8 protein-coding genes and 1 pseudogene are annotated in these 15,456 nt (G+C 67.6%); 2 read left to right on the top strand and 7 right to left on the bottom strand.

The window, feature by feature from the left end:
• Positions 1-263: 263 nt before the first annotated feature.
• Together C1I97_RS15130 and C1I97_RS41470 are read left to right on the top strand one after the other, a co-directional pair.
• Entirely contained in the window at positions 264-4,418 is a 4,155-nt protein-coding gene (locus tag C1I97_RS15130; RefSeq protein ID WP_258382573.1) for a sacsin N-terminal ATP-binding-like domain-containing protein, read from the top strand.
• Positions 4,419-4,441: 23 nt separating this feature from the next.
• On the top strand, positions 4,442-4,624 hold the full coding sequence (locus C1I97_RS41470; protein WP_258382572.1) for a hypothetical protein: 183 nt from the start codon (positions 4,442-4,444) through the stop codon (positions 4,622-4,624).
• A 425-nt stretch (positions 4,625-5,049) separates the two neighbouring features.
• Here the strand turns inward: C1I97_RS41470 and C1I97_RS15125 are convergent.
• The 7 genes and pseudogenes from C1I97_RS15125 to C1I97_RS15095 form a co-directional block, all read right to left on the bottom strand.
• Positions 5,050-6,072, bottom strand: a pseudogene (locus C1I97_RS15125) (ISAs1 family transposase); the annotation flags it as partial.
• Positions 6,073-6,217: 145 nt separating this feature from the next.
• Positions 6,218-8,821 carry an N-6 DNA methylase gene (locus C1I97_RS39900; RefSeq protein WP_181446731.1) on the bottom strand — a complete coding sequence of 868 codons (2,604 nt, stop codon included), beginning with the start codon at positions 8,819-8,821 and terminating at the stop codon, positions 6,218-6,220.
• Positions 8,822-9,159: 338 nt separating this feature from the next.
• Positions 9,160-10,389, bottom strand: a complete 1,230-nt coding sequence (locus C1I97_RS15115) for an IS4 family transposase (RefSeq protein ID WP_111003735.1) — start codon at positions 10,387-10,389, stop codon at positions 9,160-9,162.
• Positions 10,390-10,894: 505 nt separating this feature from the next.
• Positions 10,895-11,722, bottom strand: coding sequence for a transposase family protein (locus tag C1I97_RS15110; RefSeq protein ID WP_258382571.1), 828 nt, complete (start codon positions 11,720-11,722; stop codon positions 10,895-10,897).
• Between the two features lie 54 nt (positions 11,723-11,776).
• Positions 11,777-12,256: a hypothetical protein gene (locus C1I97_RS15105; protein ID WP_111003734.1), complete on the bottom strand. Its 480-nt coding sequence runs from the start codon at positions 12,254-12,256 to the stop codon at positions 11,777-11,779.
• Between the two features lie 677 nt (positions 12,257-12,933).
• Positions 12,934-14,397, bottom strand: a complete 1,464-nt coding sequence (locus C1I97_RS15100; protein WP_111003733.1) for a 4-hydroxyphenylacetate 3-hydroxylase N-terminal domain-containing protein — start codon at positions 14,395-14,397, stop codon at positions 12,934-12,936.
• Positions 14,398-14,539: 142 nt separating this feature from the next.
• Positions 14,540-15,400 carry an alpha/beta fold hydrolase gene (locus C1I97_RS15095; RefSeq protein ID WP_081235707.1) on the bottom strand — a complete coding sequence of 287 codons (861 nt, stop codon included), beginning with the start codon at positions 15,398-15,400 and terminating at the stop codon, positions 14,540-14,542.
• Positions 15,401-15,456: the final 56 nt, after the last annotated feature.

Raw genomic sequence — 15,456 nt, 5'->3', positions numbered from 1 at the left:
GCAGTGGCGTAGACACCCTCTGTGCTACCGAGAGGCCCTGCCTTCATGCCCCCGCGCGGCCACAATCACCTGAACAGCACGCCCGTACGGACCCCCCAGCCCCACACTCGGTTTCGAGAAGCCCTCTTAAACCGTCGAGAGCGTGCCGGGGCTGCTCTCTGGGCTCGGTCCGTACGGCGGCAGGTCGTTGGGTTGACATGCGCTGATTGAACTCGGCTCATTACCCTGTGTCGTGGGGGAGTACGAGGTAAGCGGGGAGAGGGATGACAACGGGGGATGCGGTGCGTCGAACAGCCGCGGTGGAGCGGGGAATTGCGTCCGCCGATGCGCTCTTCTCCATGGAGGGCATCCCAGAAGGAGCCGTCGTACCGGAGCCGGAGGGTGAGGCGGCGACTGAGGCGGCGATCGAGCGACTCGGCAGCCGGTTCGCGCGTCTGGACGGTCAAGTACGGCACGCGCTGAGACGTACCCGAGATCACGCGGGGAATCTGTCGAGCGACCGTCTCCAGGGACTCTCGGAGATCGTGCAGAACGCCGAGGACCTTGACGCCACGGACGTACGCATTCTGACGAGGGGACGGGAACTCCTCGTCGCCCACAATGGCAATCCCGTACGGTTGCCGGACGTTCTGGCCCTGGCGATGCCCTGGCTGACAAGCAAGGCAGAGCAGGCGGAATCCACCGGCAGGTTCGGGATCGGCCTGATGACCCTCCAGTCCCTCTCCCCGCATCTGGAGGTTCACTGCGGGCATTACCGGTTCCGGGTCGGGGATCCTGACATCTCTGTGGCCAGGCCGTTCCCGTTGCCTGACTGGTTCGCGGGCGACACCTGGACGGTTCTACGGGTTCCTCTGGAGCCGGGCGTGCTCGGTGCGGACGAGGTGGACGTATGGCTTGCCGAGTGGGGGGACAGCGCGCTGCTCTTCCTCGGCAGTGTCGGCAGTGTCACGCACCTGGACGAGCAGGGTGCTGTCCGGCACCGGCTGGCGCTCGACCGTGAGACCGGCGAGCCGTTCGAGGCCGTGGTGGGCGGGCGGAGCGTCGACGTGGAGACCGGCGAGGCACGCGCCGGCGACGGGTCCCGGTGGCTGGTGTGCCGTGCGACCGTTCCCAGCCCCTCCGGGATCACCCGGTCTCACAAGGCGGTGGGGTCCACCACCGCAATCGCTGTGGCTCTTCCTCTCGGACCCGATGACGCCGGGCGGATCTACGCCGGTCTTCCGGTCGCGGACACCGCTCTGTCTCTCTGTATCAGCGCCCAGTTCGATCCGATCGCCAGCCGTCAGGCGCTCGACGACACCCCGTGGAACCGCGCACTGAATGAACTGGTGGGCGACCTGTGGACGGCCGCCGCCCTGTGGCAGTTCCGGCGGGATCCGGCACGGGCCTGGCGCGCCGTGCCGCTCCCCGACGACATGCGCGACTCCCGTGACCCGGTCGCCGCGCTGGAGCGACTACTCCTTGACCGTGCCAGGGCGGGCGTGTCCCACGGTCTCGTCCTGGACGTCCCGGGGCAGGGGCCGCTCGGCCTGGATGATCTCGCGGTCGAGGACGAGACGCTGGTGGACGTGGTCACCGAAGAGGAGGTCTCCCGCGTCGCCGAGCGGACTGCCGTGCTGCCCAAGGTGGCGCGGGACGAGGACGGCCGATGGCGTGAGGTGCTGGCGGACTGGGAGAACCACGACAGTGCGGTTCCCGTGACGGTGGACCTCTACGACGCGCTACGCCTCCTCAACGACGAAACCCGGTCGCCGCAGGCGAACATCCGCCTCGCCGCGGCGGGACTTGCCTCAAATATCTACTCCTCCTTGCTGTCGAGCTGCTGGCTCGTGGACAGCTCAGGGAGCCGGCACCGTGTGCCCCGGCCCGCGGAACCAGCGGTGTTCACCGACGCCCCGCGGGGCCTCGGCGCCAGTCTCGGATTCTCCCGGGAAATCCATCCGGCATACCTCGCCGACACCGACGAGGCGCGGTCAGTGAGGACATGGCTCCGTAAGCGGGAGGCGCTGCTGACCGACGCGGACGCGGTGGCCGTGATCCGGCGCCTCGCGGCCATCGGCGCGGCGGGGAGCGGCGGCCCGAATGTACTGCGGCTGACAGATGACCAGCTCATCGAACTACGCGACGGGTTCGCACGCGTGCCGGACCACGAACGTGAGACCTTGGGGCGCGACGTGGGCCACGCAATCCGGTTGCAAGGGCATCGCTACGACCGGGCCGGAAGACGTGAAGACATCGACGTCGCTCCCGCCCAGGCGTACCTACCCGCCCGACTGGACAGTTCGGAACGCGAGGAGAGCTTCGCCTTCGCTGCCGGTCGCACGGCTGGGCTGGTGTGGCTGCGGCCCCGGTATGCCGAGGTCCTGCAGCGCGGCGGCGCCGGGATGGGCGCCCGTAAATTCCTGAGGCTGCTGGGCGCGGAGACCGCGCCCAGGTTGCGCAGGCACCCGGGAGCGCGGGAGCGCTTCACGCAGAGCCCGAAGGGGCTGCCGGCGGAAGTCATTTCGGGACCTCGGGCACGCACAGATGCCCTGCGAGTTCTGGAAGCGACCTTCACGCTCGGCGACTACGAAAGCCCCGACCTACGTGCCGTTGCCTCTGGCATAGCGGCGGAGCAGGACCCGCAGCTCCGCAGGCGCAGGGCGGCAGCGCTGTTTCACGTCCTCGGACGGGCATGGAGCCGCTTTTCCGACCACGACGAGGTTGATGCCGTCTACGACTACTACGCATGGCAGAACCGGGGCAGGACCGCAGCCTTCTGGCTGTGGCAGTTGCGCGACACACCATGGCTGGACGCCGGAAACGGCGCGCCGTCTGCCCCAGCCCGACTCTGTATGCGGACCACCGGCACGGTCGCGGTGTACGGGGCGGACGACGAGCGATTCCTCCATCCCGAGATCCAGCAACTGGTCGGCAGACGCAGTGATGTGCTGCGCGCCCTGGGCATTTCTGCGGAGGCCCGCACTGAGGACCTCGTGGAATGTCTGCAGCGCCTGCGCCGACGGGAGGAAAAGGGCGGCGACAGGGATGTGCCCGCGGCGCTGATCCTCTACCAAGCCCTGGCCGAGCGCGCCTTCGGCCGTGGCGCGAGAGCCTCGGGGGAGATGTCCCAGGGCTCGGTGCTCCGGGCGTTCGGCGAGGGGAGCGGCCTCGTCCTCACGGACTCCGGCTGGCGCCGGCCGAGCCAGTGCCTGCGGGGGGCGCCGCTCTTCGGTCCGCTCCGTGTGTTCGCTCCCACGTTTCCAGGCAGCGAGGAGTTCTGGCAGCGGCTCGCAGTGCGCCTGCCGACTGTGGACGACGCCACGGCCGTGATCAAGGAGCTGGCACAGCGGGACCGGAAGCAGGGTCGGGACGAGCCGGACGGGACGACCCAGTCCATCGTCCTGGAGACCCTGAAGATGCTCGCCGCTCTGGGCCGTACCCATCCCGGCGCGTTGACGGCCAAGCGTCTGGGACGCCTCCCTCTGTGGACGAGCCAGGGCTGGCGAAGCAAGCGGCCCGTGTACGCCGTCGAAGACCCGGTGGTAGCCGAGGTGCTGGGCCGGGAACGTGCGGTGTGGTGCCCGGGAGCCGAATTGGAGCAGTTCCGGCCGTTGATCGGAGCCCTGCGCGTGAGCGAGCTCGCCGCAGAGCATGTCACCGTGTACAGCCCTGGCCCGGCCCCGGCGGACCCGGACGCCACAGCGCTGGTCCGGTCAGCCGTCACCCACCTCCGCGAGGACCTGCAGCGCAACGCCGCGAGCGTTGCCCAGTCCCTGGACTGCTCGTGGGACCAGCTGGCTGACCTGACTGTATGCATCACCCCTCACCTAGCCTGCTGCCTCGATCTTCCGGACACGGGCGAGACGGTGCACGTGCCCGTGGACGCCGGGATCGACTGGTCCTCGGGCACGTTGTACGTCCGTGACACTGCCGCTCTGACACGCACATCCGGGGTGGGCCGGTCGATCGCCGCTCGGTTTCCGGGCAGCCGCCGCGAGGTGGCCCTCGCCTGGGGAGCAGCGTGTGACCAGGCCGAGAAGGGCCGTACGGCCGTACAACTGAGCCTTGCCGACGACCAGGTGCGGCGCGACCGGGAAGCGGCGGAGGCCGAACGCGAACGACGGCTTCGGGAACTCGGAAACGAGGTGGACCAACGCCGTACCGCGCCCAAAGCGCAGGCCGGCACAGTGGCCGGCACCCCACGGACGGCAGTAATCCTGCCGCCTGCCCCCAGCACACGCCACCGCGCCCCTACACGGGAACGGAGCAGGAAAAGGTGGCTCTGGACGTGGTACGCAAGGCACTCGCCACCGACGACGACTGGCTGCGTGACCTACGGGCCCAACGCGGCCTCGGCGCCGACGCGGTGGACGCACTGTCGCGATTCTACGAACTCAAGGCATATAAGGACGCCGAGCCGGACACGGTGCTGCTGACGCCCGCGGAGTTCCAGCGAGCAGTGGAGAATGACGACTTCTTCCTCGTCATCGTCTCAGGGCTGGAGTCCGGAGCCGGCCTCGTCTCTGTACGCATCATCCCGCAGCCGCTCCAGCAGCTGACCTGCCGTCCGAGCAGCAGTGTCACGGTTACGGGCATCAGAGGGGCGCACAGCCGGGTGTACCAACTCAAGGAGGACAGATAGGCCAGCCAGCCGTGGCGTTCCGAGACGGGGCGCCGGAGGCGATCACATCCGCCAAGAGCCGCGTGTGCAGCCCGGCGACGGCTCGCGGTCTGGCATGTTGGCGCCCAGCCCCTGAATCGTAGGTGTTGCAGTTGAGCAGGGTTTGACGGGTGACGGTTGCGAACCTGGCGGACAGCCTGTCACAGCCGCCCTCGTCGTTCGGACTGGCCAGCTCTCTGACGCCGTGGGCAGGGCTTCGGCGTAGTCGGGTGACGTCCGGTTTGTGATCAAGCGAGGCCGAGGAGTGCGAGGGGGCGGCGGGGGTTTCGAGCGTTGTGGCGGAGGCCGGCGGCGATGTTCTTCACGCCGGCTGCTCGTAGGGCTCCGATGGCGAGGTTGCGCCAGGTGGCCATGGCGCGGGGTGCGTTACCGGTCCGCAGCTGGGAGGCATCCTCGGCGAAGGTGGTGTCGCGGACGTGGTGCAGGGTCTCGACCTGCCAGTGGTTCCTGATCAGTTCCGCGAGTTGGGCGGGGCCTGCCTGCTCGGCGGTGAGGCTGGTGACCGCGTAGACGGTCTTGATGGTGGTCTTGCCGGTCTTACGGTCGGTGCGGCGGCGCTTGATCTGGACGGCCTGGCGGGCTCCGGGGAAGGGCAGATTGTTCACCGTGGCGACCTTGATCCGTCGAATCTCCGAGCGCCCGTGGCCGGCGCCCCTGGTGCGGCCCTGCAGCGGAATGTCCTTCCAGGGCAGGGATTTCAGCTGCTTGCGGAGCTTCTTCTGGTTGCCCTTGGCGATCGCGATGTAGTGGACGTCGCGGCCGAGGAGGTACTCGGCGTGCTCGCGCTGGGTGTGGAGTGCATCGCTGGTGACCACGCCGCCGGCCAAGTTCGCGACCGTGTCCAGCAGCGGTTGGAAGCAGGTGATCTCGTTGGTTTTCTCGCCGACGTCCAGCTGGGCCAGGACGAAGCCGGTGGTGTGGTCCAGGGCGGCGAGCAGGTGGATCTTCCGGCCCTTGGCCTTGGCCGCACCGCGCAGACTCTTGCCGTCCACAGACAGAGCGCGCAGCCCGGTGGCCTTGGGGCGGCGGTCGGCGAGCCGGCGGCCCACTGCTTGGTCCAGAGCGTCGGCGTCGACGCGGGCCGGCAGGCGGCGGACCGTGGTCTCCGACGGCAGCGACCGCCTGGGCTGGAGCGGATCGGGACGGACGCCGAGCCGGTGGAGCACATGCGCGGGGGTATCGGTGATCCACTCACCGACCGCCGACAGCGAGGTCGCTCCGGCCAGTACGGCGCACGCGGTGAGGGCGAGTACGGCGGCGAGAGCGTGGCGTACCCCGCGTGGGTCGCGCGGGTCCGGGACCTCTGCCAGGCGTTCCAGCAGGTCCGGGATCTCCTCGGATGAGGCCGCGGGCTGCTGGCGGAGCTGGTCAAGGGCAGGCGGGATCAGGGATGATGCGTCGGCAGGCACGGTCTTCCACTCGGATCACGGGGCGTCGAGAACTCCATGATCTTGGAAGCCCGTGCCTGTCCCGCTTCCAAAACCCGACCGAGCAGGCAGACAGCCACGAACCGGGCGTCATCCGACTACGCCGAAGCCCTGACGCCGTGGGCATTCAGTTTCCGTACTCTCGTAACACGTTGATCATGTGTCGTATCTTGTGAGTGGAGTTGTGGGGCAATGGTTCGGGATTGAAATGCATGAGGTCATTCCTGATTTGGCGTATCTCATCGAGGCGCTCGATGAAAATCTTTCGATCCAGCGACCAGCCAACCTTCTCCCATGCTTCCTTATTTTCCAGGACGCGCTGGTAGTCCCCGATGGACAGGTCGTTGAATCCCTTGATGCTCCGGTTGCCCTCCGGATCGCACAGGCCCTGAACTTCTGAAAACTTGATGGAAGAGGCGAGCACCTGGCGCAGCCGTTTATCCAATTCGCCAATAAGAAAGAACGGGGTAGACATGGCTCCGTAGGCGGCTGCTACGTCGCTCGCAGTCACGATCCCTGCAATCTCATTTCTTTGGTTTCGGACAAGGATGAATTCGGATTCTGCGAGAATCGGGAGGATGTCGATGAGGTCTTGGTTGTATGAGGCTTCGCGAGCCTGGACTATGGCTCGGGGGAACGGTGGGTTGTTATTGGCGTGGCGCGCCCGTGCAATCGACTGCCACGTTACGGCTCCTCGAAGATTGCGTCCGGACAGAACAGGAAGCTGAGAGTAGTCGTTGATCACCATCCGGGTGATGGCTTCATCGAATGTCGCGGACGGGGGCACAAAGACGACACCGCCAAGAGCGGAAGGCAGGTCTCCGACGGTCAGGCCGACCACAGGCGCGTCCTCGTATTCCTCTCGGGATGGTTCGTTGACCGATTGAATCTGCCGCGCGTCTTCTGTGATTCCTGGGTGCCGTGTTGCGTAATTTCTCTGCACCGTCACGGACGGGGGGGCGGCATCAGAATTGGACGGTTCGGCCGGTGTGTTCTTGGCCAATGCGGCGTCGTCGGGACTGGGGATACCCACGGCTGGCGTGTCCAGGAATTTATGGCGCAGTTGGTCGAGCGCTGTACCGTCTTCGAGAGCCCACGCCTCCCAGCCATCAATAGTCCCTTCGCCGACCGCTGCGGCCGCAGCCCGGTTGGGGGATGGAAACTGCTGGCCGCCAGCTAGTTCGAGCCAACCCTCAGCCGTCACTCTGGCGGAGTAGCTCGCCCCTGCACGCTCGAAGGCCAGCTGCATGCCTTCTGTAAGAAGACCAGCGCCCATGAGGTCAGCCATAGTTACCCGCCCGCCAACCGTGAGATGCCGAGGCCGTTCGGCATATCGGTTCAGGCTCAGGTCGTACCCCTGGGCGACGATGTCCGACTTCGGGACGCAGAAGCTCTGTTCCGAACGCGCGCGGCTGCACTCACGGCCGCCGCGGTCGAGCCAGCGAGAGAGGGTATCCGGAAGGTTGTTCTTGGTGTGGTCAGCCTCTGATAGGGACCCAGCCGTAGGACGAACGCCCAAGCGGTCCTCCGGGAGGAGCGGGGTGCGCTTGTCATCGAGGCTAAAGCCGTCCGCCTGCACGTCGTAGAACCAGACGTTGTCCGTGCCTCCGGCATCCGTGCGGGTGAACAGCAGGATCGAAGTCGAGACCCCCGCGTACGGCTTGAAAACCCCACTCGGGAGCTTCACCACGCCGTCCAGTTTGTGATCCTCAACCAGAATCCGACGCAGCTCCTTGTGCGCCTTCGTCGAACCAAAGAGGACGCCGTCCGGGACGATGATCGCTGCGCGGCCGCCGGGCTTGAGGATCCTCAAAGTCAAGGTTAGGAAGAGAAGTTCGGTCTTCTTGGTTTTCACCAAACTCAGCAGGTCCGCCGCCGTGGAGTGATAGTCCAAGCTGCCAGCGAACGGCGGGTTTGCCAAGATCAGGGAGTAGCGTTCCGACTCGCTTGCCGCTGGCTCCGCAAGCGAGTCACGGTAGCGGATGTCCGGGTTCTCAATGCCATGCAGCAGCATGTTCATCGACCCAATGCGCAACATTGTGGAGTCGAAGTCGAAGCCGTGGAACATGCTGCCGTTGAAGTGGGTTTGCTGCTTTGCTCCCAGCAGTACCTTCGAGTGCTCGCGCTTCACGTACGACGCCGTCTGGACCAGAAAGCCAGCAGTTCCGCATGCCGGGTCGCAGACCTCGTCATCCGGCTTTGGCTGGGTCATCTCGACCATCAGTTCGATGATGTGGCGCGGTGTGCGGAACTGGCCATTCTGGCCAGCCGTCGCCAACTTCGTCAGCATGTACTCGTAGATATCTCCCTCGGCGCCACTCCACTCCGTCGAGATGGCGTCCACCAGGCTGACGACCTTGGCCAGCAGGTTAGGGGTCGGGATGGTGAAACGGGCATCCCGCATGTGGTGGGAGTAAGTGGAGTCGCCGCCGCCCATCGCGCGGAGATAGGGGAAAACGCCTTGCTCGACGATGCCGTACATGACCTCTGGACTGCGGGCCTTGAAGTTCTGCCAGCGCAGTTCCCGGTTGTCCTCAGTGAAAAGCGGGTCCGGATCAGGCTTGCCAGTATGGTTCACCTGTTCGTCCTTGTGGGTCTGGATCTCGTCCAGTCGCTTGATGAAGAGCAAGTACGTGATCTGCTCCGTCACCTCCAGCGGATTCGAGATCCCACCGGACCAGAACGCATCCCAGACGCGGTCCACCTTGCTCTTGAGCTCGCCCGTGATCACGGCGGTACGCTATCGGATGGAGCTGGCGGCCGCGGCCGATTGGCTACACGACTGTCGTCAGCACGTGGAGGCGCTGACTGTAGTTGTATTCCGCAGCATCCTGATTGGCCAATGCCGTTTAGATAGGGCACGGATGGGCGCGAGTACTGGACGGAAGCAGTTTGATGGTCGGTGGAGCTGGGTGACGCACCCCTCGGTCCGATCGCCGACGCTCGCGATAGGTGCTGGGATGGGGGCGCTTGATGGAGCGTGGGTAAGTACGTTGTCGGCGGCGGGGGTTGAGGTTGCGGCGGGCGGCAACGCGTTCGAGCGTGTGCGACAGGAGGGTCTCGTGGTCCTCAGGGGGAAAAGGCCGCTCGGTCGGTGACCGAGCGGCGCACGATGCGGACGGTTCCGAGGAACTTGACGCGGTCGGGATCGATCCCGGCGTTCGTAGCGGCCCGGCACATGAGTGTGCAGAGCGCCCACTGGGTGAGGAGGTAGGCCCATATCTCCTGGTAGACGAGTTCCGGGGTGCGCGAGCGCAGGATCTTCCCGGGGCCGCGCAGGTGGGTCTTGAGCTGATCGATTCCGGTTTCCGCCTCCCACCGTTGCCCGTAGCAGGCCGCCAGCTGGTGGGCAGTGGCGTCGGAGGGGTCGAGGATCGAGGTCAGCAAGTGGATCTCCTCGCCGTCGCGGTCGGGCACGGTGTAGTCGATGACCCGCACCACGATCGCCTCGGCCGGGTCGAGTTCGGCGCCGGCACGGGCGGCAGCACGCAGCTTCTCCTTGCGTGACATCCGCAGGCGAGGCTTGGTGATCAGGGCGAGCCACGAACCATCAGGAAGATCCTTCAGGTGGTCCAGGCGCAGGCTGGCGGAGATGCGCCACAGCAATTCGGCCCCGCTCGCTCTGGCCTGCCGCCAGGCGTCGAAGCCGTAGAAACCGCGATCTGCGGTCAGCAGCATGCCGGGCGTGAGCTGCTCGTACAGGGAGAACGCGATGGTCTGCTCGCTCGCCCAGCAGCCCGCCAGGTCGGCCGCAATCGGTGCATGGCTGGCGCACTCGCTGATTGCTACGACCCTGGCCTGCGGGAAGATGGTCTCGTCACCGCCGGCGCTGTCCTTGCCGAACTCTTCGATATTCGCGGGGGTGTCAGGCAGATCCAGGACGAAGCCGTCGATGGCCATCACCCGCCACCGCCCCAGGAACGCCCCCAGCGTGTCCGCGCTCGCCGCCGGTACGGCGACCTGTGCGAACACCTCCTTCACCGGCTCCGGCCCGAGCCGCTGCCGCGCCTGGGTGATCGCTCCGCGGGTAGGGGCCTGCCAGCGCGAACCGGGCAGGTAGGACAGCATGCCGGTGAGCTTCTCGGCGACCTCCTCGTAGTCGTCGTCCGCGTACAGGCACAATGCCATCAGCAGGTAGACGACCACGTGCGCGGGCAGCTTGCGGACCCGCACCTCATGCGCCTCGGTCACCGCGATCGCCTCGTCCAGCACCGATCGCGGCACCAACGTCGTCAACGCTCCCAGCGACACCAGATCCGTCGGACGTACGCCCCGGCGCTCCCCATCCCCCTGCGGCATGCCGTGACCCTAGCAACTACCACCTATCTAAACGACATTGGTCCTGATTGGAGACGCTGGCAGCACCGCCATCGCGGAGGCAGGACTGCTGGTCACCCGCCCCCCTTCCGCGGCACCCGGTGCACGATGAGGCGCGCGCCCAGATGTTCTCCGACGCCGCCTTGGAGGGGATCCGCGCCTTCACGGCTTGGCCAACCAGCTTGTCGCCGCCCACGGCCGCCATCATGAGGTGATCCACGCAGACCCCGACGACGCCGTGACACCGCGCCGCTTCCGCGAGGCGTCGACCGCAGCGCAGGGGGCGGCCAACTTGCGCTTGCGCGACTCGACTCGGTATTCAACAGCCCGCCGAGTACCACCTCCACCCCGATTTCACGCCTCCGCCGGAGGCCCACAAAACAGTGAGATCGTTTCATCCTGAAGTTGCTGGTCACGGGGCTGGTGTGACCGGTAGCGGGAGTTCTCGTACTGGTCGGTGGCGTGATCGGTAGCAGGTGATCATCTGTCACCGGGAGACTTCGGCGCGGGTGAGGACGAGCAGGGCCCGCAGCAGTGCGGTGGCGTGACGAGCGGCCAGGCGGAGCTTGGTGAGGATCCGCCAGTTCTTCAGGTCGGCAAAGCCGTGTTCATTCGCGGCGCGTTCGCGGACGACGAGCCTGTTCGCCTCTTTCTGCGCGGCGGTCAGGCGCCGGCCGCGAGCGGCGCGGTAGCCGGTGATGATTACCGGGTTGTCCGGGTCGTCGTCCAGGCCGAGGAAGCCGAGGTCGGCGATGGCGCCGAGGCCGGCTTCGCGCAGGCGGGTGGTGATGTGGTCGTGCCGGGCAGCGGTGACGTCGTGGGTGCGGCCGCGGCGGGCGGCCGAGACCCAGATCAGGTTGCCCTTCTCGTCGGTGAGGGCAAGGACGTGCAGGCCGTGCATCTTGCGTTTGCCGGAGTAGTTGGGGCGGTCGTCGGCGCCGGTGCGGCGCCGGGTGGGTATCAGTGTGCCGTCGATCAGCACGACAGCCCCGCCCCGTTTGATGATCTTCTTCAATGCGCGGTCCAGCCGTTCGGCGCGGGCGGCCAGCAGGTGGATCACCTCCAGCAGCCAGCGGCGCACGGTCGAGGCGGAGACCTGGTAGGCGCCGGCCATGTCCGCGAGTCGCTGGTCATGACGGAGCACGGCGAGGACGATCAGGGCGATGCGACCCGGCGGGAGCTTGCGCCACCGCGAACCGATCTTCTTCAGATGGGCGCGGACCAGGCCCGCGACCATGTCCAGGGTCGCGCTCGACAGCGGCAGGCGGCACTGGTAGACAAGCGGGTCCGGGCCCTCGGCGGCAGTGGGGTTCATCGGCATGAACATCCCAACTCCCGCCGGGGGTCTGCCCGTTACGCACGAAACCGGTCACTGCTTTGGGCCGTCAAGGGTGGTGAACCGGCCGCCGGGAGTGTGGTGCAGCCACCCCCGTTCAGCCAGCCGTTTCAGCTTCGCGCGGACCGCCTCGACCTGCGCGGGCAGCGTGCCCCTGCCGAGCGCCTCGCTCACCTGCCCGGCCTGGGCCGGCTCGGCGGCACCAGCCACCACCCGCATGATCGCCTGGTAGTCGTCGGGCAGCACATCCACGTCCGTGCCTTCCTCGCGGCCCGGGATCAGCCGCATCCCGCCCGCCCCGGGCGTGGCAGTGACCCGCTCCAGCTCCGCGTCCATGACGGGATCGTCGGCCTCACCTGCGCGTTCGGCCTCGATGAACTGGCCGATCACGACCTCCGCGGCCTCCAGCCGCGCCACCTTGGCCTCGGTCTCCGCGAGCTCCTTGCGCAGCTGCTCGACCCGGTCGGCCAGCACGATGCGCCGCTGAATCACCCACGTCAATATCTCGGCCACCCGTCGATCCCTCCCACCCACGAACTCCCTTGGCCCTGTGGACAGTAGGAGGCACAAACGCCCATGGCCGCAGTTCCGGCGAATCACCCCGTGGCAGACGATCACCTGCTACCGATCACGCCACCGATCAGTACGAGAACTCCCGCTACCGGTCACACCAGCCCCGTGACCAGCAACTTCAGGATGAAACGATCTCAGTGCTCGCCGCTGGGAGCGCTTGGATGCTCTGTTGACGATCGTCCGCCCGCTGACAAAGCCTGACGGTCAGAGCTGCCTCTGGCCGTCACCCGTCGGCACTGCACTGGATGGGTCTCAGGAACGGAGGTCAACGCATACCTCGGCCGTGACGCTCGTTTGACGCTCTGAGCGTTCAACGGGCCCTTCAGTGGAGTCGCAAATACCCTCTGACCTGCGGTTACGCCAGGGAGTCCCACTTCTGACATCTTTCCGATGACGCACCATGTGGAGTGCGTGGCGATTCTGGAGCCCGTGGCGAAGGGTTCCTGACTCACGGGTTTGTTCCGGAAACGGCTGCTCGGACGACGGTCGGGGGACCTCGGCCGGAGGTTCTCGACGCTCGGTTGACCCCGTACGAGGGCCACGCCGTGATCGCCCGGTGGCGGATCGCCACCGGGAGCGACGGGGCCCCCGTCCTTCGCCCGCCCGGTGGGTCCGGGTCAGTCCGGGACCACGGTGCCCAGCAGGCGCTCGGCGAGGGCCTCCGCCTCGCGGGTCTTCGGGGCGTTGAAGAACCGCACCCGGCCGACGACCGGGTCGCCGGTGTAGTAGCGCTCGTAGAGCGCCTGACGGGCGGCGAACGGGCTGCAGGTCATGTCCCAGACCATCCGCATCACCTGGAGACGGCGCTCGGCACTGATTCCCGGGCCGTGGACGTACTTCTCGACGAGGTGGCCGATCTCCTCGTGCCGCAGCTCGCCCTCGGTCATCACGATCGCGCCGCTGCCCGCGACCGTCCGGAGCACCTCGACCGCCTTGGCGATCGCGTACGGGAAGAAGAACGTCAACGCCGCGATGCCGACCCGCGACTCCTCGCCCGGACGGCCGTGACCGCGCAGCACCGATCCGGGGTCGCGACGCTCGCCGATCCGGCGGCTCAGGTCGAGCGCGGCCCCGTCGAGGAGGCCCTCGGCGACGTTCAACAGGCCCATGATCTCGCCGAGTTCCTCCTGGTAGCGCGGAGAGGCCGCCCGGCCCGTCGTCCGGGCGGCCACCGTGGCCAGGCCGGCGAGGAACTTCAGTTTGGAGGTGCTGCGCGCCGCGCCCTGGAGCGGGCCGTAACCGACCGCGTTGCGCACCACGTTGTTGTAGGCGTCCAGGTCGCCGGCGACGACGACCCGGTCCTCGGGGACGAAGACGTCGTCGAAGACGAGGATCGCGTCACCCTCGTCGAACCGGCCGCTCAGCGGGGTGTCGAAGAGGCCGTCCCCACGGTCGTAGGCCTGCCGGCAGACGATCTTGAGGCCGGGCGCGTCGAGCGGGAGCATGCAGACCAGGGCGTAGTCCTCCTGGCCGGGTCGGCGCGGTGCGTACGGGCCGACGAAGACCTCGTTGGCCACCGGGGCGAGGGTGGAGAGCAGACGCGCGCCGCGGATCACGATGCCGTCCGCGCGGCGCTCCACGATGCGCACCGCCTCGGGCGGGGCGTCCTGCGTCGAGCGGTCGCTCTGCGGGTCCACCAGGGTGTGGGTGACCGCGAGGTCCTCCCGCCGCAGCCGGGCGAGACAGGCGTCCATCCGGGCCGCCTCCTCGTGCTTGCCGACGTGCTCGAGGCTGCTCTTGACGTCGAGCAGGTAGGCGTTCATGAAGTCCGGGAGCCGGCCCATCATGCCGTAGGTGAGCTCGGTCCGGAGCCGGTCGCAGCGCTGTCGGGCCAGTACGTCCCCGTGGTCGTGCGCCTCGAGCAGGGTGGTGCTGTAGGCCTCATCGCTCGTGGCGTCCCACACCGTCAGCACGTCGGCGAACTCCGGGTCCAGCTGGGCGTCGTAGAGTCCGGCGAGCGTCGTGAGCACGCCCCGGAAGGCGGGGTGGGCGGTGACGTCGTCGACCCGCTCACCGTCGATGTACAGGCTGCGCCCGTCCCGCAGGCTCTCCATGAACGCGGCACCCGAACGAAGTCCCATGTCGTCACTCCTTGTCTCCTCGGGATGAGGCTTGGCGCGTGCGTCCGCCGGGGACGCGACGTGGTGGCCCGGCTCCCGGACGCCGGGGCGGGGGGACCGCCGCCGGGCCGCCGCGGTGGCGGCCCGGCCGGGGGAGCGGAGGTCAGCGGCCGAGCAGGAAGTCGAGCTGGATCCGGTTGAAGGTCTCGGTCTGCTCGTACTGGGGCCAGTGGCCGGCGTTCTCGATCACCGCGAGCCGGCCGCGCGGGATCAGGCCGGCGATCCGGCGTCCCTCGTCCACCGGCCCCGAGGGGTCCTTGGTGGTCCACACGACCAGCGCCTCCGCCTCGATGGCGCGCAGGTCGTCGTCGGTGAGCATGTTGCGCCGCCGGGTCTCCAGGTCCTGCAGCGCCATGTTCATCCGGCAGGCCATCTTCCAGTCCGGCTGCTCGAAGATCGCCTGCCGGGTCCTGATCAGGTCGTCGGTGACCATCGACGGGTCGGCCATCAGCCACTCCAGGCGGGCCTTGACCCGCTCCCAGGAAGGGTCCTCGGCGGCCTGCGTGGACAGCGTCAGCAGCCGCTCCATCACCTGCGGGTTGGCCATCGTGCCGCCCATCGTGTTGAGCACGATCCGCTCGGTGCGCTCGGGGTGCAGCTGCGCGAACCGCGCGGTCACCCAGCCGCCCAGCGACTCCCCGCTGAAGTACGCGCTGTCGTACCCCAGCGCGTCCAGCAGCCGCTGCACCTGGTCGAGGTAGTGCGGGATCTCCAGTGGGTGCTCTGGCTTGGTGGAGTAGCCGTGACCGATGAAGTCGACGGCGTAGCAGTTGAAGTGCTCCGCGTGCGCGGCCAGGTTCCGCACGTACGCCTCGGCGTGCCCGGTGATCCCGTGCAGCATCAGCAGCAGCGGCTTGTCCGGGCTGCCCGACTGCAGGAACCGGGTCCGGTACGGGCCCGTCTCCAGGTACCCCTGCCGGAACTCGACCTGCGCCAGGTCGGACCACACGCTCGTGTACGACATCGTCTCTCCTTGCATCTCTGGCGGGGCGTCCCGGGCGGGCCCGGGCGGCCTCAGGC

It is taken from the genome of Streptomyces sp. NTH33, assembly GCF_003236365.1.
Lineage (GTDB): Bacteria > Actinomycetota > Actinomycetes > Streptomycetales > Streptomycetaceae > Streptomyces.
This window is presented reverse-complemented; position numbering and strand designations above follow the sequence as displayed.